This window comes from Fictibacillus sp. WQ 8-8, from assembly GCF_024494405.1.
In the GTDB taxonomy this organism is placed as follows: Bacteria; Bacillota; Bacilli; order Bacillales; family Fictibacillaceae; genus Fictibacillus_C; species Fictibacillus_C marinisediminis.
The window spans coordinates 46858-69691 of sequence record NZ_JAMXKG010000012.1 but is presented as its reverse complement, the minus strand read 5'-3'; the positions used below and the strand labels follow the sequence as shown (position 1 = coordinate 69691).

The window sequence follows — 22834 nt, the reverse complement described above, 5'->3', positions numbered from 1 at the left end:
GGTCAATCGATGTATTCTATTGGTGTAGATATCGGCGGTACCAAAATTGCGGCTTGTCTGGTCGATGAACAAGGAAGTTGCCAGGAAGTAAAAACCATTCAAAGCAAGCCTCATCACCCTGAAGAAATGTTCGATCAAGTTGTGAATTGCATAAAAAGAGTGGTGTCAGATGCTGGTGTTTCATGGAAAGATATTCATGGTATTGGTGCAGGTGTTCCTGGAAAAGTGGATGTTGAAAAAGGAATGGCTGTCTATCAAAACAATCTTTCCTGGTCGTCCTTTCCCATTGCAGAAAGGTTAAGAAATACATTTCAAACGGAAGTCTGGATTGATAATGATGTCGTTATGGCTGCATATGGTGAGTGGCTGCATGCTAACAGTAAATCAAACGAAATTTTTGTGTATATTACATGGAGTACCGGTATTGCTTGCTGCACCTTGTATAATGGATCAGTCCTCAATGGATGTGGTTTTGCCGGAGAACTTGGATTATCTTTTGTGACATCAAGCAATCAGAGAATTGAGGAGCTTGCAAGTGGCCCAGCTATTTCCAGAAGAGGAAGGGTTCAAACCGGTCAGCATTTTTCCACAAAGGAATGGGTCAAGAACTATTATAAAGGTGATTCGTGTTCCATTGTATTGATGGATGATGTGATCAAAACGTTTAGTAAGGGAATTTACACCATTATTAATTTGTTTGATCCTCATAAAATAATCATCGGAGGTAGTGTAATAACCCAAAACCCCTTTTTGTTACGATCAATCAAGGATTCTTTAAAGGACTTAGTCTTGCCGGAACAGCAAGGAACAGTAGACAGATTGTTCATAAGCCATCTTGACGGAAAGGCAGCACTTATTGGAGCGGCTTTAAAAAGAAATCCTGACTTTAGGTCCCAAAAGAAGTAGAGTGTACTCTCTTAATCTATTTACTTAACCACTGAACGATACGGAGGTGTAAGATGAATATCACATTTCGATGGTACGGCCGCGGGAACGATACGGTCACACTGGATCATGTTAAACAAATTCCAGGAGTGAAGGGAATCGTTTGGGCGCTGCACCAAAAGCCTGTCGGGGAAGTATGGGATAAGGAAGAAATAAAGGCTGAAGTGGAGTACATTCAATCAAAGGGATTTCATGCAGAGGTTGTAGAAAGTGTGAATATCCATGAAGCGATCAAACTCGGCAATGAAGAACGCAATAGTTATATTGAAAATTATAAGCAAACGATCCGCAACCTTACTGAATTTGGAGTAAAGGTCATCTGCTACAACTTCATGCGTAAAAAAGGAGTTAGCGTATGATTCCCGTGCATGAAACCTTAAACCATAAAACAGCGGTCATCACCGGCGGCAGCGGGGTCCTTTGTTCCGAGATGGCCCGTGAGCTCGCCCGCCACGGCATGAAAGTGGCAGTTCTGAACCGTACCGCTGAAAAAGGGCAAAAGGTTGTCGACGAGATCCGGCAGTCTGGCGGCACCGCTCTTTCTGTCTCCGCTGACGTTTTGAACCGGGAATCATTAGAAAAGGCGAAAGAGGAGATTTTAGAATCGTTTGGTTCCATCGATCTACTGATCAATGGGGCTGGAGGCAACCATCCCGATGCGATCACTGACTTTGAGACATACGACGAAGAAGCTTCAGGAAAATCATTTTTTGATATGGATGAGAACGGATTTTCCAACGTGTTCTCAACTAACTTTACCGGCACTTTTCTTGCATCTCAAGTATTCGGCAAGGCATTGCTGCAGGCAGAATCACCGGCTGTTATCAATATTTCATCCATGAGTGCTTACTCACCCATGACAAAAGTGCCTGCTTATAGTGCGGCAAAAGCATCGATCAATAATTTTACGATGTGGATGGCCGTCCATTTTGCGGAAACAGGTCTGCGTGTGAATGCGATTGCACCGGGGTTCTTTTTAACGACACAAAATCGCGGACTGCTTTTGAAGGAAAACGGAAGCTATACAGACCGGTCAAGTAAAATTATAGGAAGCACTCCGATGAAGAGGTTTGGGAAACCAAAGGATTTACCAGGAACGATGCTTTGGTTAGCGGATGAATCATACTCCGGATTTGTGACGGGTATTACTGTTCCAGTAGATGGTGGATTTATGGCTTTTTCAGGTGTGTGAAAAATAATTTTATTAATTTAATGCATAAAAGCATTTACTTATTAAAGCGTTGTGGTATGATAGGGAGTATAATCGTTGGGATTAAACAATCTCTTGACACACCCCCTGATGAAATACCCTCATTGAGCAGCCGGATCCTTTTGATTCGGTTCTTTTTTTGCAAAAAAAAAAAAGCGGAGTTTTCCCCGCTCCTTCATCCTTCAATTTTCAATGAAAGCAAACGATTTTCTCAAACTTCTCATCGGTAATGGTATCACCCAGGATCCCGCGATCAGGAGAACGATCAAATCTCATTCTGTACCAGTGTTCTGCGACGATCATTCTCCTGTTATCTCCCGTATGTTGAAGATCATATTGCGCTTCTTCCAGTAGATGGACGGCTGTATACACATCATACATAAAATCCGCCAGTTTCTTCGCGAGGGCACTTTGCTGCTGACCATCTTGTTTTAATACATGTTCAAACAGTTCTTCCATTCGTTGAACTTCCATCTTTATTTGGGTTCGGAGCTGAAGAAGTTCGGAATTTTCGATTTGGTTCAGGGTTTGATTCAAATCTTCTAAAAACGGTACTGTTCCGCCCTTTTGAAGCGTTTTTAGCACTTCGAGCGATTGGATGTTTGCGGTTCCTTCCCAAACCGGATTAACGACTGCATCCCGAAGAAGGCGAGGGGTAACATACTCTTCAATGTATCCATTGCCTCCATGCAGTTCAAGCGCCTCCTTGGCAGCAGATACGCCTAGGTCGCTGCACCGGTATTTGGCTAGTGAGAGCAGGATCCTGAGGAGTGCTGTACTTCCAGGGGTGGATTCATTAAAGGTATGCACCCGGTCGAATAAAGAAATCATCTGAGTGGAGATCGACCATGCTGCCTCAATTTCAGTCATCATGTTCGTCAATGATTCCTGTACCATGGGATAAGAGATAACCGCTGCCCCGAATGCATTACGATGGCTTGTGTAGACGGCCGCTTCAAGAAGTGCTCTTCTTGCAACTGCAAGCCCTGCGAGTGAGGTGCCAAGCCTTGAAACATTGAGAGCTTCTGCCATGTATTTAAAGCCGTTCTCTTCTTCACCAATGAGATATCCGACTGCCTCCTTTAAGATGAGTTCCCCACTGGCGACTGCACGGACACCCAGTTTATCCTTAAGCCTTCTTATCGTTACCTTGTTTTTTGTCCCATCTGACAGTGTCTTTGGCACGATAAAAAGTCCGAGTCCCTTTGTAGATGGTTTTTCGCTGACTCTTGCGAGGGCAATGGCAATTTCGGCATCACAATTGCTCGCGAACCATTTTTCCCCTGTCAGGAGATAGTGGTCGCCGTGTTTAACTGCAATGGTTTGGGTTGCTCCCACATCTGACCCGCCTTGTATCTCGGTTAAAAATGTCGCTCCTTGAGCGTGTACTTCAGGATCGGTAGAGGACAGGCGGGAAAGGTAATCGTTCTTTTGCTGAGTGGATCCGAATTTTTCAAGAACGAAAGCAACGGACTGTGAAAGTCCTACAGGACAAGTGAAGCCATTTTCAGCTTCACACAGCAAATAAAGCAGAATGGAGTTCACCATGAAAGGAACCTTTTCAGGGGCGTTCTCATCATAGCGATAGGATACGACGCCTGTTCCATAACCGTCCTTTACCGTTTGCAAATATCCCTCGTTATACCAGACTTCATTGATTTCTTCACCTTTGCGGTTATATCGAATCAGTTTCGGAGCGCCTTCACGATCTGTATGTACCGCTCGTTGATCAATGGGCCCGGAAGCAAGCGTTCCTGTTTTTTGAAAGGCAGGTTCAACATATGTAAAGATGGGCTCTGAAAGGTAACGTTTAGCATAGCGGACAAGTATCGGATCGTCATTATACCAATTGGCTTCCTTTCCTTGTTTCCATTTTGTATAGTCGATACAGCTATTGTTCTTAACATTGTTTTTCACGTGTCACATCTCCTTTACGAGCTGTTTTAAGATTTTACCGTTGGCATTGTACGGCAGTTCAGTAACAAAACTGTATGTACGTGGGCACTTATATTCAGCTAGATGAACAGACAAAAAGCTTCTAAGTTCACCTTCTGAGACCTCTGAATCTTCTTTTCTTACAATAACAGCCTTGATGGTTTCGCCCCACTCCTGATCTTGAATCCCTACAACGCATGCTTGAAGGACATCCGGATGTTTCGTCAGAGTTTCTTCGATCTCGCGAGGATACACGTTGACACCACCGGGAATGATCATGTCTTTTTTTCGGTCGACGATGAATAGATAGCCGTCTTCGTCACGATAAGCAATGTCACCGGAATAAATCCACCCTTCACGAAGGATATCGTCTGTGGCGTCTTTGTTATTGAAATAGCCGGACATCACACTGTCACCTGCTAAAATAATTTCACCGTATTCACCAGGAGCAGTTTCTGTTCCATCATCATTGATGACTTTCATCTCCATATTTACTACCGGGGTTTTACCAATGCTTCCTGGTTTATGTTCATGTTCCTCCGGGCGCAAAAGGGACCCGTTCGGCCCGGCTTCCGTTAAGCCGTAAACCTGGTAGAAGTTTTTGTTATGAAAGGCTTTTGTCACAAAATGATAGGAAGCAAGAGGCATGGCTCCGCCGCCATAGGCGAATACCCGCATGCTGGATAGATCATAATTCGATAGGGAAGGTTCTTTGGCTGCAAGCAAATATGCGATAGGAGAGGCAAAGGTGAATGTCGTTTTTTCTTGATGGATCCTTTGGAGAAAGTTCTGAGGTGTGAAATCTCCAAGAACATGAGAAGCACCGCAATAAAGCCCGCCCATGAAAAAACAATTTAGTGGAGCGGAATGGGAAAGAGGCATTTGTGAAAGGATGCGATCATTGTGGGATAAATGGAATTCTATTGCGATCCCCAAGGCAACAGAGGAAACCTGGGCATGAGTGAGCATCACTCCCTTAGGCAAGCCGGTTGTTCCTGAAGTTAGCATGATCTCACAAACGTCGGTTGCTTTAATGGAAAGATTTAAATTAACTGGTGAGCAAGCCTTTGAATCTGTGACTCCTTGCTCAATGGGAAAGGAAAGAAGAGAACTTTCTTCATCTGGGGTTAGGCATGGGTGAAATAAGCCCTCATAAAGAATTCCCCTGCAATCCATCCGATCAATAACCGATAAGACTTCTTTGACGTTAAGCTTCGTATTGAGAGGGACAGGGATGGCTCCGGCTTTTAACAGAGCAAAGTAGGCAAAAAAGTAATTTTCGTTGTTCCTAGACAGGATGGCAACCTGTTCGTTTTTCTTGATGCCTCTTTGCATAAGTAAACGGGCAAACTGATTGGCTCTGCTGTTCATATCTGCATAGGTTAATCGTGCTGTACCGCAAATGAAGGCTTCTTTCTTTGGAAACTTTCGCGCGTTGCGTTCCAGGACTCCGTGAATGGTATTCATTATTTAGATGGCCACCTTTACAAGAAAATTTACTTCTTCGTCTTTTCCAGGTGTTAACTAATTTGTTTGACATCTTCTTGTACAAATCCTTTATTTTAATGGTATACGCGGCAAAAAAGTAAGCCTATAGAATACAAAAGTACTGATATCCCTCAATGAATTTATATCATAATGGCTTTCAATGAGAAAAAGGTGGGGCAGTATTAACACGATTAGAGGAACAGTCCAGTTAGCCGAATCATGTTTCGAAAAACCATTGATAAACTTGTCGCAGAGGGCATCGTCTCAAAATAGACCCGAATGAAAATCCGGCACTCTCATGATGAAAAATTACAAGAAGGCTAGCAACAGGAAGGATGAAACAAAGTGTAGCATACTTCGTCGTCTAACATCTCATAATTACAAATATTTCAATTTACTCCTTGAAACACATGACAAGTTGAAAAAGTGAAGATCAATTCTTTTTATTTTATCTGAATATACAGAAAATTTATGTTTACAAAGTCAAACATACCATATATCATTTAATTAAAATAATATATGATACAGAATAAATCACATATTATAAGTCTTATATCATATTTGACTTTCATCACATCGAGTAGAGAACCCTTGCTAGATCCGGTATTAGGATTTATAACACGATGGGTTAGAATTCGTTGTCATTCGTCTTTCGATATAATTAAAGCGTTTACAACATGGAGGGATGAAACGTGGGCTGAAGAAGAAGCACTTACGCATGTATTTGACTGCATGGTCGGAAATGATATATCGCAAGGGATCTGCAATTCCGCACACCACAATGGCTGCTTGGTAAAGCCTTGGATCAATTTGCTCCGGTAGGTCCTTACCTCGGAACAGTCGATGAAGTGCGAGACCCAACGAACCTCGATATCAAGTGCATGGTCAACGGTGTACTTCGTCAATCTGCCAACACCAGAGATATGGTCTTTAGCTGTGCAACGATCGTAAGCTACAATATATCACACTGCAACCAGGGGATTTAATCTTCTCCGGCACTTCGAATGGCGTCATTTTAGGTTACCCTGAAGATAGGCAGGAATGGTTGAAATCAGGGGATGAAATAACCGAGTCAATCGAGAAAATTGGTACGGTGACCAATGTTTAGCTTAAAGGGAGGCAGGCTGTCAGCCTCTCGATTCTGAAAGCCCAGATCTTCCCGAGTTGACTAGGCTTTTCTCCAATGACGCCTATCCCATCGTTTATAATTCTCTTGATTAAAATATATAGTTTTCATAACATTGTATATTTTTACGAGTGGATGTTACACCTTAGATACCCCAGGAGAGGAGAAAAGGAATGAACAAGACTGTGGCTTCTGATTCAAAACTATTAAAAATGAAGGCATATACCATACTAAAAGAAGCTATTATCAGAGGTGAACTAAAGGACAACGAAATGATCACCGAAAGGCGTGCGCAAGAACAGTTTAACATCAGCAGGACTCCTTTCCGGGAAGCGGTGCAAACGCTGGAAGCGGAAAATTGGGTGCAAATCATTCCCTATAAAGGGACGCAGGTGAAGCCCATCACGTTTAAAGACATCATTGATATATTTGAATTGCGATTCATGTTAGAACCTGCCATCGTCCGGAAAGCAGAAGAATTTATCGACGAAGGTACGTTAAACCGATTGAAGCAGATAACGGAGTCGATGAATTTGGAAATGCAGAATGATTTTAAATTCATCACACTGGATCGAGAATTCCATCACCTGATTTATCAATCGACCAATAATCAACGCATCATTGGCATTTCTGAACAAATTTCGGATATGACCAGACGCATAGGAATGCGTGGGCTATATCGTGCGGCAAGACGATTGGAAACCATTAAAGAACATATAAAGATTATCGAAGGCATCGAGACAGGAAATTCCGAACAAATGATGATTCAACATCTTGAAAGGACGAAGCAAACTTGCCTTAAACTATATAGGGAAGGATGATCTTGCCCAAAACAAAAGATAGACCGTAAGTTCCGCTTATTTTCCTGGCCAAACCTTGGTATCTAGTTCCAAGTAAAATCTACTTTAAGGAGTTCAAAATCTATGAGCGTACCTTACCACTTTGATGAAGTTGCTAGACTTCCTTTACCCGGAGATAATGTCGCCGTTGCTACTCGACAACTGGATGCTGGCACGATTATTAACTATCAAGGCCAAGCCCTGATCTTGAATTATACCGTCATGGAAGGCCATCGCTTTGCTGTGAAAGCGATTGGACCTGGTGAATCTTTACTTTCCTGGGATTTACCCTTTGGTGTGGCCATAAAGTCGATTAAGCCTGGCAATTATGTAATCAACAAGGCTGTTTTGGAAGCGCTTACATTTCGTTCTCTGGAATTTGCGCTGCCGGCGACACCCAATTTTTCTGATCAAATTCCTCCTTATGTTCTAGATGAGGTGAATTTCCAACCGGCACAAGCATTGCCCGCTTCCTCGGAAATGCGCACCTTTATGGGTTATCGTCGTAGCGAAGCGCGCGGCGTCGGTACCCGCAACAATATTGTCCTGTTGGGCACAACCTCAATCACTGGGAGCTATGTTAAGCAGCTTGCCGCTCGTCTGCAAGGAGAACTGAAGCATTACCCCAAAATAGATGGGATTGTCCCCGTGGCTCATACCGAGGGGAGCGTTGAACAACCGAATAACCTAGCGCTATTGCTGCGCACGCTGGCCGGATTTATCGTCAATCCTAACGTAGGTGCTGTCTTGATCGTAGACTATGGCAACGAAACAGTGACCAACCGGATGCTAGAAGCGTATTTACGCGAACATCATTATCCAGTTGATGACGTGTTGCACCAATTCCTGTCCATCAAAGGCGGCTTCCAAGAAAATCTGACCATAGGGGAAAATATTGTGCGTGATTGGTTACTAACGGTGGGCGCCATGGAACGGACTCCTGAATCCATTAGCCATCTGAAGATTGCCCTACAATGTGGCGGATCAGATGCCTTTTCTGGCATTTCTGCCAATCCGCTGCTGGGTTGGATATCAAAGGAATTAGTTCGATATGGAGGGGCCGCCAATTTGGCAGAAACCGATGAATTAATGGGTGCTGAGTCCTATGTGTTACAGAAGGTCCGTAACGTGGAAACCGCCCGCAAATTTTTAACCCTAGTAGAACAATTCAAGGAGCGAGCGGCTTGGCATGGCACGAGCGCTGAAGGAAATCCATCCGGTGGCAATAAATATCGTGGCTTATATAACATTACCCTCAAGTCCATTGGCGCAGCCCGCAAGAAAGCCCCGGATACTCGCCTCGATTATGCCATTGACTATGCTGAGCCCATGAACGAATCCGGATTCTACTTTATGGATAGCCCTGGTAATGACCTCGAGGGTATTGCCGGGCAGGTAGCTGCAGGTTGCAATCTGATCTTCTTTACGACAGGGAACGGTTCGGTTACCAACTTTCCTTTTGTGCCGACTCTCAAGGTGGTGACAACGACGCGTCGCTTTGAATTGCTGGCCAATGATATGGATATCAACGCCGGTCAGTATCAAGAGGGCATGTCCATGGATGAGTTGGGCAGCCAAGCCTTTGAACTGATGATACAGACTGCCTCCGGTCAGCGCAGTGTTGGTGAGAAGGCTGGCCATTCACAAGTGCAGATCTGGCGTAACTGGCGTCAAACCGATGCTAGCCAACTTGATACTTTGCTTAATGCACCACAGCCAACGGGGAAACCTATTGCGATTCGAACGGACGTCGCCGCAACCACCAACCCTATTCGCTTCACCCGGGCCAGTGCTGGCATCGGCTTAATCCTGCCCACCAGTCTTTGTTCCGGGCAAGTGGCGAATATGATTGCTCTGCAGCTGAACAAACAGGGGCTTGGTGGGTCCGAGAAGATCTCGCACTTTGTGGCCTTGGCTCACACGGAAGGATGCGGCAATAATGGTGGCCAACCTGAGCAGATGTATGCTCGCACTATGATTGGCTATATCACTCATCCGCTGGTCAAGCATTGTCTGTTACTGGAACATGGCTGTGAAAAAACCCACAATGACTTTATGCTTCACCAGATGGAGGAGATGGGTGTTGACGGCAGCCTTCTTGGCTTCGCCAGTATTCAACTTGACGGAGGAATTGCTAAGGTATCGCAGAAGGTGGAAGCATGGTTTGCTGATCAATTGTCCGTAGCTGGGCCGAGTACGAAGGAAACGGTGGGACTAGAAGGATTGCGCATTGGAATCATCAGCGATGGTTCTGTAACAGATGCAGCTAGCGGTCAGTTTGCAATGTTGTCAAAAATGATTGTCAGCGCAGGTGGCATGGTGGTGGTTCCTGAGAACAGTAGGTTACTTTCAACCACTGCTTACAGGGAGAAAGTGTTGACTTCGTCCAATGTCCAGCCGTCATTGGCCTATGGTGAACATGCTCGCCTCACCGGTTTCCACGTCATGGGAACCCCAACTGAGCATTGGGTGGAGACCCTCACGGGCTTAGCAGCTACTGGTGTAGAGTTAATTATTGCGCTGGTTAATGGTCAGCCAATGCAGACACATCCATTCGTACCTATGCTGCAAGTGGCATCGGAGTTGACGGTGCAGCAAACCTATGCCAATGATTTGGATGTGGTACTCACTGGCGATCCCACCGCTTGGACCGGACATATTCTTGAGCGTTGCAAGCAAACCATAGAGCATGACTACACTCCACGTCTCTATCGACAGGGTAACGTTGATTTTCAATTAACACGCGGATTGCTGGGCGTTTCGTTGTAAATGGGGCGAAGCTTAAGGACAAAAGTTAATATTAATTTTCGATTAATAGGAGGACATTAAAATGAAAATTTTAGAACGCGTTCAGAAAATACCTGGCGGTATGATGGTCGTCCCATTGATTCTCGGTGCAATTATCAATACCTTTTTTCCCCAAATCATTAAAATCGGAGGTTTTACCGAAGCTTTGGGTTCACAAGGGTTTCCTACGCTTATCGCTGCATACCTTTTTTGCGTAGGAACCAAGATGACTTTAAAAGCTGCTCCTGTAATGCTGAAAAGAGGATTTTCCATTCTGTTTGCAAAAGTGGGTATTGCTTCTCTAATTGCGATATGCGTAGCTAAGTTCTTTGGCGGTGACCTTTGGGGATTATCGGCCTTGGCGATTCTTGCAGCTATGAACGATACAAATGGCGGTATGTTTATTGCATTAACCAGTAGCTTAGGTGATGAAAGCGATTCCGGTTCTTACGTGGTACAAAGTATTGAAACAGGACCTTTTCTTACGATGTTAATATTATCAGGCTCTGGTTTAGCTAATATTCCATATATGGCAATGGTTTCTGTTATCATTCCTATCGCTTTGGGAGCCATCTTGGGGAATTTAGATAAAGACATCCGTAATTTTTGCGCGAAGCATGGAGAAATATTGGTTCCGTTTTTCGCCTTCGGGTTAGGCAACAATATTAACTTGAAATCGGTGGTTTCTGCAGGTTGGACAGGGGTTATTCTTGGGTTTGCAACTGTAGTGATCACAGGTGTTGTGTGTATCATAGTCGATAGATTAACTGGTGGTACTGGACTTGCCGGTGCTGCGGCATCAACGACAGCGGGTAATGCGGCGGCTACTCCGAAAGCGATTGCAATGGCTGACCCGACTTTCGCGGCTATAGCCCCGATTGCAACTCTGCAAGTGGCTGCTTCAGTAATAATCACTGCTTTGTTAACTCCTATACTAACAACGTTGGTGTATAAGCGTAATCAAAAGAAAAAGGCGAAAGAACTTAATCCAGAAGTTGAGGCCGTGAATAGCATAAGCTAATTAAGCCAAAACAGACCTTGGCAGTTCTAAGCAGGTTCTTTACTTCCCTATCCATCAATGTATGCTGATCATTGTTAATCTACTTTGATACCGATCATTTTGTGCTGAACACAACGGAATGTGACGCAAGTTACCTTTCTTTGTATTCGCTATTTTTTAGAGTAAAATCGGGCTTTAATAATCAAAAAACTCTTAACGTTGTAAATCCGTATTTCCTGACGCTACCCCAATAGAATGAAAGAGATAGTATAATAACTACATAAACATGGTTGGAGGGCGATTATGGAACAACACTTTTGGATCGATGGTCGGGATAACAAAAAAATGTCAGTAATGGTTCACTTACCAACCAAGGACTCGAACCAAACTGCTCCTGTCCTGTTGTTTGCACACGGATTTACTGGGGACAAGATCGGTGGAAATCGCATGGGTGTTAAGATAGCACGCCATCTATCCAACGAAGGATATATCGTTGTTCGCTTTGATTTTATCGGTTCTGGGGAAAGCCAAGGAGAATTTGCACAAGATACGACTTTTTCTGGTTGGCTAGAAGATGTGCGAACGGTGGTAAATTGGACCAGTCAGATAGAACAAGTGGACCCGAAAAGACTTGGGGTCATCGGACATAGTCTAGGAGGTGCCTTGGTAACGTATTTGGCCTCCATAGATACACGAATTAAAGCCGCTTGTGCCCTGGCTCCTGTTTCTTATTTAGAACAGAATTTTAGACAAACGATTATTGGACCTACTCTCTGGGAGAAGTCTATACAAGGTGAAGTAATCGAGAATTTTTATGGGAAAAAATTTTCACTCTTCCCTATCTTTGCCCTCGATCTTGTTCAATATGACATTCAGGCCGCAGCATCCCAAATAACTCAACCTTTTCTCATCATACATGGTAAACAGGATCAAGCAGTTCCTGTAGAAAATAGCTATGATCTAGTTAACTCCATACCAATCCAAGAGAAAAGTTTGTTGGTGTATGACCAGGAAGAACATTTGTTTACTGAAAAAATCTATCCAAATGTAGTCAAATGGTTTCATAAACACTTATAACCATATTTACATCCAAAGATGTAGCTATAGCCATCAGTTATTCTGGTAGTTCATAAGATTGGGAGCAGTAACGATTGAAGAGACCCTTTAAAGTTAGACAAGGTTTTTCGTTAGGCGACTTGTTGGGCATGAGCACGGTATTGGACCTTCATTGCTGGAGTAGCGGTCAACCTTTTGACTCCACAAAAAATCATGTTGGAAGAAGAAATCATCGAAAAACTAGCAAAAGACCGGGAAATGTTCAATTCATCCTCGGCTGAAGAAGTACTCAGCAAAAAGCAGGTAACACCATAGATTAATAAAGCAGTGATCCCACCATCGGGAATCACTGCTTTTTGATTTTAGTTCTCAAGCTCTTTCTTCAGCATACTTCTGATCTTGTTTTTTTCGACACGACGAGGTAGTAGTAAAAGACAAACCGAGCTCTCGGAAGACCCGAATGAAAGGCCGACAACGATTCGGTTTGGATATTTGGCAGGTCGAAATTTTTTGATTGAATTGCTGAATATATACAAAACCATGAGGTGAACCACTTTGTTTTTTCGTTCTTATCCAATTCCTCTATTTTCTTAAAGGCTGATCGGTATAAAAAATGCCCATGGAACGCGAAAGTGTGTACTTACAATCATTCCAAATCTGTAACTTAATGACTCTCAAAGTGACGTAGGAGTGAGAGTCAGGCCTTTTATTTGTATTTTTCACAAGGGAATCCTTAATAAGTGGTGAATTATTAGTTTTGTAGAAAAATGTTACATAGTTTTCTGCATTTGAAAAGAAAGGAATGAAGAGATGGGCTTTTCTGTAACGTGTGATGGACAGCAGTATCATTTAGAGGATTTAAAGTTTGTAGAACAAAAAGAATGTCATGAAAAAACGTTTATTTTACGTTCATTTACGTATGAATCTCAGCACTTCAGAGTGGAGTACTTCAAGAAATTATACACCGGCTCTGGGGTACAGGAACTTTGGAATACCGTTAAGAATATCTCAAAGGAGATATTAAGAATTGATAGGGTAGACAGTATTAATGAATGGATTCAAACAGCTTCTGAACTAACCTGCTTCAAGAGTGGTTGGGGAAATGAATATCAGCCTTTTAAAACAATAATAAATGAAGAAGTAATTCTGGAGAATCGGTTGGGCCGGTCTTCAGCGTCCGTTCATCCCTTTGTTTTTTTGAATACTGAAAGCAGTGTTCGAATGGTTACGGTCGCCTGGTCCGGAAACTGGGTGCTGCGTTTTCAGCCCAGCACGAAAGGTGTCCATCTCAGTGGAGGACTTTCAGATTGGGAGTTTTACAAAGAGTTGTTTCCAGAGGAAGATATGGAAAGTGTTCGTATCCTTACTATTGAATCAGACTGCCACGACATGAATGAGATGGCTGTTCGATTTAACCGCTGGGCAAGGGAGTTTTGGATTCCTGCCAACAAAGAATTAGATAATCCTCTAGTGGAATGGAATCATTGGTGGACCTATGAAGACAGTGAAATCAATGAGAACATCTTTAAAGAGAATGCTGCTATTGCACAATCTCTTGGAATCGATGTCTGCACATTGGATGCCGGATGGTTTGGTCCGCCGGATGGCCACTCAGAATGGTTTGATTGGCGGGGTGATTGGGATAAGGTAAACACAGATCGTTTTTCTTCAGGGATAAAAGCGTTAAGTGATGAAGTCCATGAAAGAAACATGAAGTTCGGTTTCTGGTGTGAAATTGAAGGACTGGGGAAAAAGGCAGCAATCGGCTCCAGACGTGAAGATTTTATTGCTAAACGAGACGGAGAGCCTCTTGGTTACATTTGTTTCGGAAATGTGGAAGCACAAGATTGGGCCCTTTTAGTCTTGGACCGTTTAATTATCGACTATCAGTGTGATTGGCTCAAATTAGACTTTAATCTTGATCCTCACGCAGGATGCAGCCGTACAGATCATGGACATGGCGCTGGAGATGGACTGTTTGAGCATTACCTTGGCTACTACAGAGTATTGGATATGATTCGAAAAAAGCATCCTTATGTTATTTTAGAAAATTGTTCATCCGGGGGCTTGCGGACAGATTTGGGAATCATGAAGCATAATCATGTGAATTTTTTAAGTGACCCTGACTATTTGCTCCACCAGCTTCAGGTATTTTGGGCTTCAAGCTTGTTATTGCCCCCTTCTGCTTGTTTGCATTTTGTCTGGTCTCAATCCAAACCGAATATGAACGGTGATTATGCTTTTCCGCCACTGAGGCTGAATGAGTGTACGGAAAAAGAGATAGCATTTCATATGAGGACAGCTATGATTCATCGTTTGGGTCTCTCTCATCCATTGCCAGAATGGAAAGAACGAGTAAGGCAGGAAGTGAAAAAAAACATCAAGTTTTATAAGGAAAAGGTATTTCCCTTTGTGCAGAACGGGGACCTATATCGTTTAAATGAACAATGCAACCGTGATGAAAATGATAATAAGATAAGTTATGGTGGCTTTCAATATGTATTGTCGGATGAGGATAGGAGTCTCGTCTTCTATTTTTCAATCGATGAGCAACAGGAAGAAATAAAGTTAAAATGCAAAGGGCTTAACTCAATGTCAGAATACATCGTTACGGATATGGATAGTGGACATTCGATCATACGGAGCGGGGAACAACTTCTTCAAAAGGGAATGACTGTATCGAAACACGGTAAGAGTGAATCATCTGTCTTCATGATTCAAGCGATTAAAAATTTCTGAAAATTAAAAATAAATATTGATAACGCTTTCAATATTGCTTTATAATTTTTGTAGCATTACCAAAACGTTTTGGAGGAAATGGAACTTGACCACGATAAAAGACATTGCCAAAAGGGTCGGACTTTCCATTACAACAGTTTCCCGCGCGCTTAATGATTATTACGATGTCAGTGAAAAAACAAAACAAAGAGTTAAGCAAGCGGCCAGAGATTTGAACTACAGTCCGAACTCCATTGCCCGCAGCCTAGTAATGAAGAAAACAAGAACAATCGGACTTCTCGTCTCTGAAATGTTCAGGGAGGGGGTAAAGGATAACTTTACTTATGAAGTCCTTTGCGGAATCAATGATTGTTCGGGACAGCATGACTATGATTTAGTGCTGTTCAGTACCAGTTCCGCCAAACAGAAAGTAAAAACGTATGCTCAAGTTTGCAGGGAAAGAAGAGTAGACGGGGTGATTATTTCCGGAATAAAAACCAATGACACTTATCTTAAAGAAGTTGTAACAAGCGATATCCCATGTGTACTCATTGATATTCCCATCCGTTCAGACAAAGTCGGCTTTATTACAACTGATAGTGTTCTTGGAGCAAAGACCGCTGTTGAATATTTAATTGAGTTAGGCCATAAGAACATTGGGTTCATGAACGGACACGATTTTGCTTTTGTCAGCAAGAATCGATTAGAAGGATACTCGCAGGCTCTGCTTGAGAATGAAATCATCGTTCGGAGCGAATGGATTGCCAATGGGGCTTTTTCAGAAGTTATAGCCGAAGAAAAGGCGTTGCAGATGCTTCAGAACCATCCGGAGATCACAGCAATATTTTGTGCAAGTGATTTAATGGCTTTGGGAGTCATAAGGGCGGCAAAAAAATTAAATCTTCAGATGCCGGATGAACTATCCATTATCGGCTATGACGATATTGTTTTGGCATCCTATGTTACTCCTGCTCTAACTACAATCTCTCAAGATAAATACCAGATGGGCTATCAAGCAGCTGAAATGCTAATCAGTATACTGGAGAACCAAGTGGAGCCTCATCAAAGAGTTCTAAACAGCAAACTAGTTATAAGAGAATCAACTGCATCCATCCTTTAAATGAGGGGCAGTCTCTTCTAAAAATCCGAAACGTTTTCGAGACAACTATACATATTATACTAACGCATAAACCCGAAACGTTTTGGGTTTTCCGGTTGTCCGTGGTTTAACCACTAACAATATAAAAATGGATTGAAGGGGGAACAACAAAATGAAAAAAGCCGGAAAGATGCTTTTAACCATGTCTCTAGCGGCAGGACTAATGTTAACTGGGTGCAGCAAGGACACCAGTACGGATGCCAAAGGCGATCAGATCACCCTGAGAGTTGGAACATGGGAAGGCGGAGAAGGCCAGGCCTTGCAGCAAAAAGTCGCCGATTCCTATATGAAGAAACATCCGAATGTGAAAATTGAAATTGAATCGGTCCCTGATCAGTACGGTACGAAGCTTCTGACGCAGATTGCAGGCGGAGACGCTCCTGATATCTTTCAAGTTGGTGATGGCGACATCAGGCTTTATATGGAAAAAGGCGCTTTTGAAAATCTCTCCGACTATGCCAAAGGAAAAAACGGGATTAATTATGACGATTATTACCAAAACGTTTTAGATGTAGGAAAGATTGACGGTGAACTGTATACGCTTCCAAAGGATTACAGCACGCTTGCCGTTTACTACAACAAGAAAATGTTTGATGAAGCCAAGATTCCTTATCCCAAAAAAGGATGGACGTGGGATGATTTTTACGCCACAGCTAAGAAATTAACCAAAAAGGAAAATGGCAACATTGTTCATTGGGGAACGGAGATGGGCGGAGCTGAACAGCGCTTCCTAATTCCGCTTCTATACGGATATGGTGGCAGCTTTATCAGCAATGACGGAAAGAAGTTTGAAGGATATTTAAACAGCGACGGTTCAAAAGACGCGCTGAACTTCTACCATGATATGTACTTTAAAGACAAGATCGTACCTACGACCTCTGATTCGGAAGCATTTAAAGGTGTAGATCTTTTTGGAGCTCAAAAAACCGCGATGGCCCTAGGTGGACGATGGCCGATCATGGACTATCGAAAAAATCCAGATTTGAAATTCGGAACTGTGGATGTACCTAAAGGACCTAAGGGTGAAGTAAACAGTATCTTTTATGCAGGCTATGGATTGTATTCTCAGTCTGAACACAAAAAAGCAGCATGGGATTACTTAAAGTACCTTACAGGTGCTGAAGGCGGTAAAGTATTTGCCGACCATGCTTTTACAGCTGTTAAGAAAGTAGCTGAAGAAAAAGGTCAAACAACAGACAAGGACTTTAAACCGTTTGTAGATGGGATTCAAAATGTTCAAATGTTCCCTGAAAGAATCAGTCCTTACTATCAAGCGACTGGCAGCAAGGAAGTAGCTAACTTGATGGAACGATTCATGCTTGGCAAAAAAATGAACATTGATAAAGAGTTGGATCAGGCGGCTAAAAATTCTGATGAAGAGTTAGGTAAAGCACAAAAATAAGAGGATTATGGAATCAATAGATTGAGGTGGGTCAATGACAGACTCACCTTAATCAGTAGATGAGAGGTGAAATCATGCATAGAGAATCTAATTTGAATACTGTTACTGAACGTCCGCTGATCTATCAGGCAAAAACGAAAAAAAGATGGCTGAATTCAGAGAGAAAAGAAGGACTCACCTTTTATTTACTCATTTCTCCTTGGCTGCTCGGTTTTCTTTTTTTCATTTTGGGTCCGATGATTGCTTCTCTATATATCAGCTTTACAGACTGGGATCTATTGACGCCTGCCAAATGGACAGGCCTCGATAATTATGTAAAAGCCTTTACAGGCGATCCTTTATTCTGGCAGGCACTCAAAGTAACCATGATTTATTCATTGTTCTCCGTTCCTATTGGCCTGATTGTTTCACTTGGGGTGGCAATGTTGCTGAATCAGGCTGTACGGGGGATGAGCATCTTTAGAACGATCTATTACCTCCCTGCGGTCGTAAGTGGAGTATCAGTTATGGTTCTTTGGATGTACATTTTTAATCCCCAGATTGGACTTTTAAATACCGTCCTTGGTTATTTTGGAATCAAGGGGCCTGGCTGGATCTTTGACCCTAAGTGGGCGTTGTTGTCTATTGTCATCATGAGTTTATGGGGTGTAGGCGGCGGTATCATAATCTGGCTCGCTGGTCTCAATGGCATACCTGATTATTTATATGAAGCTGCTGACCTTGATGGAGCAAGCAAGTTTCAAAAGTTCATGCATATTACGGTTCCGATGCTCACTCCGACCATCTTTTTTAACTTAATTACCGGTATTATTGGTGCGCTGCAAACCTTTGGCGAGGCATATGTGATGACCAAGGGAGGACCTTTAAACTCCACCTTGTTCTTTAACTACTATTTATTCCGAAAAGCATTTGAAGAATTTGATATGGGCTATGCTTCTGCCCTTGCTTGGATTTTATTTATCATCATCTTCATTTTTACCCTGCTCGTCTTTCGATCTTCCGCCTTATGGGTGCATTATGAAGGAGAAAAGAGGTAACGGCGATGTCAACTTCAGTAATTCATAAAGCAAAGAACCATGATAAGAAAAAATTGAAAGCATCAAAGATCATCGGACAGCTCATTGTTTATTCGTTACTCATATTAGGAGCCATCGTGATGCTCATTCCGTTTTTCTGGATGGTCTCTGCCTCCTTAAAGGAATCTTGGCAGGTCTTTTCGTTTCCTCCGAAATGGCTTCCGGATCCAATCCGGTGGGATAACTATGTGACGACGTTTCAGTCTCTTCCATTTGGAAAATGGCTCGGAAATACAGTGATCATTACAGTGAGCACGATCATTGGCACGCTGCTTTCCTGTACGGTTGTCGCTTATGGTTTTGCGCGGTTCCGTGCAAAAGGCAAGAATGTCCTTTTCTTGGTCATGCTCGCTACAATGATGCTGCCGACCGCTGTAACGATGATTCCCGTCTTTTACTTATTTAAGAGTTTAGGTTGGATTAATACATTTCTGCCTCTAATTGTTCCCGCTTTCTTTGGAAATGCCTTTTTTATCTTTCTTTTGCGGCAATTCTATATGTCTATCCCAACAGAGCTAGAAGACGCAGCAAAAATTGATGGCCTTGGAACGCTCGGTATCCTATGGAAAATCATTGTGCCTTTAACCATGCCAGCGCTGATAACGGTAGCCATTTTTCAGTTTAACGGGGCATGGAATGATTTTATGGGCCCGCTGCTTTATTTAAGCAAGCCCGACCTTTATACACTAGCTTTGGGAATCAATTTCTTTAAAAGCCAGAATGATGTTCAATGGAACTATTTAATGGCCGCATCCGTTGTTACAATGCTGCCATCACTTATTCTTTTCTTTGTAGGACAGAAATATTTTATTGAAGGCATCTCGCTGTCTGGCGGAGTAAAGGGCTAACTACGGCAAGGGGGAAGCAATATGACTATTAAGGAACAGCAATTGAATGATCCTGCAGTAAATGATTTTATCGAAAGAAAAAAAGAAATGTTGTCGGATCTGTACATTTGTGCCGGCGACCGAAGCTATATAGTGGGAGCACAAAGTGGGTTGTTTCCCGATTTTGGGCATCACGTTAAGGATGAAATGGGAGGTGTGTGGACGCATCCGATCAAACTATTGGACGGATACTGGCTGCATCTCCAAGAAACGGACTCAACTCATGGGTTCTGGCTCGAGGAAGCAGACGTCTTTCATAACTATCCTTTTTACAATGAGCATGAATATATGATTAAGGAACGTGAACTGACAGTCATCAGAAGGCAGTTTTGTCCGGATCAAACAGAAGGTGCGGTCGTCACCTATGAAGTTACGAATCAATCAGACAAAAGGCGGGTATTTCAAGCTTCTTTCTTAGGTAGAACGGACTTAAGCCCTGTCTGGTATTCCGATCAAATCGGAATACAGGATGGAGAAGATGCCGGTGAATTGGATGAAGAGAACGATGTCTTCATAGGATCCGATACGTTGAACCCATGGTATGTTGTGTTCGGCTCCGACAGGCCACTCGTTAAAAGTAAAATAGAACGTTCTCTTTTTGGTCCTGAGCATACGGCTGGGCAAGGGATTTCGGGTCAGCTAACCTATGAGTCTTTCGAAATCAGCCAAGGTGAAACAATTACCTTAACGTTTTTTGTAGCAGGATCCAACCAATCGGCAGAAGCGGCACTAAAAACGTTCAGTAACATGAAAGAACATTCAAAAGAGTTGTTTGAAACAAAGAAAACACGCTATAACGAGATGCTCAGCAAAACAGCTATCTCCATTCCTGATAAGCAGCTGGAAAAGGTGTTCAATTGGAACAAGTTTAATATGGATTGGCTGACAATGGAAGTCGAGGGATTAGGCCGAGGGCTGGCTGCCGGCCATCCAGAGTACTCGTGGTGGTTCGGTTGTGACAGCAGCTATGCTCTGCTGGGTAACCTTCCACTTGGCAACCTGGAATTAGCGCAAGAAACCTTATCACTCCTTCAAAAAGTATCAGAAACAGAAAACGGGAACGGCCGCATCGTTCATGAGATCCTGACGAGCGGAGCCGTAGCAAATAAAGGTAATACCCAAGAAACACCGCATTTTATTAAATGTGTATGGGAAACATTTCTTTGGACGGGTGATAGGGATTTCATAAAGATGATGTATCCGTCAGTAAAAAAAGGCATTAAGTGGCTGTTTGAAGAGATGGATCCTGATCATGATCTGCTTCCGGAAGGATATGGAATCATTGAAATCGAAGGATTAAACGTTGAATTAATCGATACAGCGGTCTATACGTATGAAGCGTTGCGTACAGGAGCATTGATGGCCGAGCTGATGGGTGAAAAGGATACAGCTCTTCATTATCAACAAATAGGTAAACAGCTTGGCGAGATTATTAACCGTGACTTTTGGCTGGAAGATGAAGGTCTCTACGCTGATGCGATGGCAACACCAGATCTGGTTCTTGAAAAAATAGATTTGTACATCAACAATGCGAGAGAAGGCGGTTCCGATCAAGCTGCAGCAGAATTACAAGAAATGAAAGAAAAGATGTCAAAACTAGATGGAAATGTGCAGCAGCCTTGGCTTTTTAAAAACTGGGTGATCAATACGCCGATGGAAACAGGGCTTGCTCCAAGAGAACAGGCGATCAAAGCCTTGGACCGGATGGGAACCAATGAATTCACCGGACCGTGGGGTACATATCTATCAGGTATGTACCGTACGCATATGATGACGATCTCTACAAGCGTCCAGGCGGTGGCGGAATGCCGGTATGACCGAATAGATGAAGCGTTAAAGTTTGTTAATCTCATAGCAAGCACATTCAATAAAAGACTGCCTGGATCGATTCATGAAATGTCTCCAGATTACGGATGCTTCGTACAGGCATGGACGTCCTATGGCATAGTATGGCCGCTGCTGACTCATATCTTTGGCATTCAGCCGAGAGCGTATTGGAGAGAAGTGACCATAAGGCCCCGTCTTCCACAAGGCTGGGATACGTTATCGGTGAGGAATGTACAAATTGGGCTCGGAGAGAAACAGAACGAATGCGATATTTCCATTACACAAAATGAGAAAGAAACGGTTTATGAGATTGCAATGAAAAATAAAGGATGGAAAATTCTTTTAGATCTTCCGATGGATTCTAATCAATCCATATACTTGGATGACAAAGAAGTCATTGTTGATCCTCAGCAGCGGTTTGAAATTCAGCAGGCAGAGAAGCATGTGGTACGTGTCATGAGACTATGATGGACACTGACGATATAAAGTAAGGAGTGGCAGTTGTGGAAAAAGGATACATTGGGAAACTTTATCATATGTGTGAATGGGTCATGAGGATTGCTTATTTGAACATACTTTGGCTGGCATTTACGTTGGCGGGGTTTGTTCTTTTTGGATTGTTTCCTTCAACCATCGCCATGTACACCGTGACAAGAAAATGGGTACAAGGCAACACGGATATCAAACTGTTCCATTTGTTTTGGCAGACATATCGCAAAGAACTCTTCAAGTCTCAAAAGATCGGTCTTGTGCTTATGGCCGCTTTGCTGCTGTTTGTCCTAGATTACAAGTTTTACATGAACCAGACTTCTACAGCCTTGGTTTATGCAAAGATCATTTGGTTCGCGTGTGTCGTATTGTTCGGTACGTTCAACCTTTATTTTTTCCCTGTGTATGTTCATTACCAATGCAAACCATTGCAGTATATAAAGAACGTCTTCCTGATTGCCGTCATGTTCCCGCTCCATAGCTTTCTGCTCTGGTGCGGAGCACTTTTCATCCTGCTGTTTATCTACAATTTCCAAGGCCTCTCGTTATTCTTCAGTGGCAGTGTCCTCGCGTTTTGGATTACACTCGTCACTCACAATGTTTTTTCAAAAATCAATGTTAAAGGCGCTGTTCAAGAAGGCCGATCACTGACAATTGGTACCGAATAATTTAAAACCCTCTTCCATTACACTCAATCGGTGTTTAGGATGAGGGTTTTTTCATTTAAAGTAAAAATGCTTCATAAGTCACGCGTTTAAATTATTAAGTATCCATGAAATGACCTAGGAAAATCCCTTGCAGCAGTAAGCGAAATAGAAACTGAGAGGAAGGAGAAGCTAGGAATTTCGGATTAAATCCCAAATATTAGTTATTTATTTGGACCCGCATTA

General features: G+C 42.9%; 15 protein-coding genes and 3 pseudogenes. 16 read left to right on the top strand and 2 right to left on the bottom strand.

Features of this window, described 5'->3' with window-relative positions:
• Positions 1 to 9: 9 nt before the first annotated feature.
• From M1K46_RS20220 to M1K46_RS20210, 3 genes and pseudogenes are all read left to right on the top strand, one after another.
• The gene (locus M1K46_RS20220) at positions 10 to 906 is read left to right on the top strand and encodes an ROK family protein (protein WP_256227464.1); all 897 of its coding nucleotides are present in this window, start codon (positions 10 to 12) and stop codon (positions 904 to 906) included.
• A gap of 53 nt (positions 907 to 959) precedes the next feature.
• Positions 960 to 1280, top strand: a pseudogene (locus tag M1K46_RS20215) (mannonate dehydratase); the annotation flags it as partial.
• A gap of 20 nt (positions 1281 to 1300) precedes the next feature.
• Positions 1301 to 2137 (top strand): SDR family oxidoreductase, encoded by an 837-nt coding sequence (locus M1K46_RS20210; protein ID WP_256227463.1) that lies wholly within the window; start codon positions 1301 to 1303, stop codon positions 2135 to 2137.
• Positions 2138 to 2344: 207 nt separating this feature from the next.
• Here the strand turns inward: M1K46_RS20210 and M1K46_RS20205 are convergent, their stop codons facing one another.
• Both M1K46_RS20205 and M1K46_RS20200 read right to left on the bottom strand, forming a co-directional pair.
• The gene (locus M1K46_RS20205) at positions 2345 to 4072 is read right to left on the bottom strand and encodes an acyl-CoA dehydrogenase family protein (protein ID WP_256227462.1); all 1728 of its coding nucleotides are present in this window, start codon (positions 4070 to 4072) and stop codon (positions 2345 to 2347) included.
• Between the two features lie 3 nt (positions 4073 to 4075).
• The gene (locus M1K46_RS20200) at positions 4076 to 5557 is read right to left on the bottom strand and encodes a class I adenylate-forming enzyme family protein (protein ID WP_256227461.1); all 1482 of its coding nucleotides are present in this window, start codon (positions 5555 to 5557) and stop codon (positions 4076 to 4078) included.
• Positions 5558 to 6378: 821 nt separating this feature from the next.
• On the opposite strand from M1K46_RS20200, the pseudogene M1K46_RS20195 reads away from it, so the two are divergent.
• The 13 genes and pseudogenes from M1K46_RS20195 (at position 6379) to M1K46_RS20135 (ending at position 22612) form a co-directional block, all read left to right on the top strand.
• Positions 6379 to 6686: pseudogene (locus M1K46_RS20195) on the top strand (fumarylacetoacetate hydrolase family protein).
• A 191-nt stretch (positions 6687 to 6877) separates the two neighbouring features.
• Positions 6878 to 7525, top strand: coding sequence for a GntR family transcriptional regulator (locus tag M1K46_RS20190; RefSeq protein WP_256227460.1), 648 nt, complete (start codon positions 6878 to 6880; stop codon positions 7523 to 7525).
• Positions 7526 to 7627: 102 nt separating this feature from the next.
• Positions 7628 to 10312, top strand: a complete 2685-nt coding sequence (locus M1K46_RS20185) for a UxaA family hydrolase (protein WP_256227459.1) — start codon at positions 7628 to 7630, stop codon at positions 10310 to 10312.
• 61 nt (positions 10313 to 10373) lie between these two features.
• Positions 10374 to 11351 (top strand): 2-keto-3-deoxygluconate permease, encoded by a 978-nt coding sequence (locus tag M1K46_RS20180; protein ID WP_256227458.1) that lies wholly within the window; start codon positions 10374 to 10376, stop codon positions 11349 to 11351.
• A gap of 282 nt (positions 11352 to 11633) precedes the next feature.
• Positions 11634 to 12407 carry an alpha/beta hydrolase gene (locus tag M1K46_RS20175; protein WP_256227457.1) on the top strand — a complete coding sequence of 258 codons (774 nt, stop codon included), beginning with the start codon at positions 11634 to 11636 and terminating at the stop codon, positions 12405 to 12407.
• 420 nt (positions 12408 to 12827) lie between these two features.
• Positions 12828 to 12929 (top strand): annotated as a pseudogene (locus tag M1K46_RS20170) (LLM class flavin-dependent oxidoreductase); the annotation flags it as partial.
• Between the two features lie 267 nt (positions 12930 to 13196).
• A complete protein-coding gene (locus M1K46_RS20165; protein WP_256227456.1) occupies positions 13197 to 15125 on the top strand; it encodes an alpha-galactosidase in 1929 nt (642 codons plus the stop codon).
• Between the two features lie 85 nt (positions 15126 to 15210).
• Positions 15211 to 16224, top strand: a complete 1014-nt coding sequence (locus tag M1K46_RS20160) for a LacI family DNA-binding transcriptional regulator (protein WP_256227455.1) — start codon at positions 15211 to 15213, stop codon at positions 16222 to 16224.
• Positions 16225 to 16375: 151 nt separating this feature from the next.
• On the top strand, positions 16376 to 17665 hold the full coding sequence (locus M1K46_RS20155; RefSeq protein WP_256227454.1) for an ABC transporter substrate-binding protein: 1290 nt from the start codon (positions 16376 to 16378) through the stop codon (positions 17663 to 17665).
• Positions 17666 to 17739: 74 nt separating this feature from the next.
• On the top strand, positions 17740 to 18702 hold the full coding sequence (locus M1K46_RS20150) for a carbohydrate ABC transporter permease (RefSeq protein WP_256227453.1): 963 nt from the start codon (positions 17740 to 17742) through the stop codon (positions 18700 to 18702).
• 5 nt (positions 18703 to 18707) lie between these two features.
• Complete coding sequence (locus tag M1K46_RS20145) at positions 18708 to 19589, top strand: carbohydrate ABC transporter permease (protein ID WP_062232366.1); 882 nt, start codon at positions 18708 to 18710, stop codon at positions 19587 to 19589.
• A 21-nt stretch (positions 19590 to 19610) separates the two neighbouring features.
• Positions 19611 to 21923, top strand: coding sequence for a glycogen debranching protein (locus tag M1K46_RS20140; RefSeq protein ID WP_256227452.1), 2313 nt, complete (start codon positions 19611 to 19613; stop codon positions 21921 to 21923).
• A 35-nt stretch (positions 21924 to 21958) separates the two neighbouring features.
• Entirely contained in the window at positions 21959 to 22612 is a 654-nt protein-coding gene (locus tag M1K46_RS20135; protein ID WP_256227451.1) for a YesL family protein, read from the top strand.
• Positions 22613 to 22834 lie beyond the last annotated feature (222 nt).

What these genes read in the sequence shown, in the direction of transcription:
- M1K46_RS20220 (WP_256227464.1), top strand. Translation starts at nt 10, where the DNA reads ATGTATTCTATTGGTGTAGATATCGGCGGTACCAAAATTGCGGCTTGT.
- M1K46_RS20180 (WP_256227458.1), top strand. Translation starts at nt 10,374, where the DNA reads ATGAAAATTTTAGAACGCGTTCAGAAAATACCTGGCGGTATGATGGTC.
- M1K46_RS20145 (WP_062232366.1), top strand. Translation starts at nt 18,708, where the DNA reads ATGTCAACTTCAGTAATTCATAAAGCAAAGAACCATGATAAGAAAAAA.
- M1K46_RS20150 (WP_256227453.1), top strand. Translation starts at nt 17,740, where the DNA reads ATGCATAGAGAATCTAATTTGAATACTGTTACTGAACGTCCGCTGATC.
- M1K46_RS20175 (WP_256227457.1), top strand. Translation starts at nt 11,634, where the DNA reads ATGGAACAACACTTTTGGATCGATGGTCGGGATAACAAAAAAATGTCA.
- M1K46_RS20155 (WP_256227454.1), top strand. Translation starts at nt 16,376, where the DNA reads ATGAAAAAAGCCGGAAAGATGCTTTTAACCATGTCTCTAGCGGCAGGA.
- M1K46_RS20185 (WP_256227459.1), top strand. Translation starts at nt 7,628, where the DNA reads ATGAGCGTACCTTACCACTTTGATGAAGTTGCTAGACTTCCTTTACCC.
- M1K46_RS20165 (WP_256227456.1), top strand. Translation starts at nt 13,197, where the DNA reads ATGGGCTTTTCTGTAACGTGTGATGGACAGCAGTATCATTTAGAGGAT.
- M1K46_RS20140 (WP_256227452.1), top strand. Translation starts at nt 19,611, where the DNA reads ATGACTATTAAGGAACAGCAATTGAATGATCCTGCAGTAAATGATTTT.
- M1K46_RS20190 (WP_256227460.1), top strand. Translation starts at nt 6,878, where the DNA reads ATGAACAAGACTGTGGCTTCTGATTCAAAACTATTAAAAATGAAGGCA.
- M1K46_RS20210 (WP_256227463.1), top strand. Translation starts at nt 1,301, where the DNA reads ATGATTCCCGTGCATGAAACCTTAAACCATAAAACAGCGGTCATCACC.
- M1K46_RS20200 (WP_256227461.1), bottom strand. Translation starts at nt 5,557, where the DNA reads ATGAATACCATTCACGGAGTCCTGGAACGCAACGCGCGAAAGTTTCCA.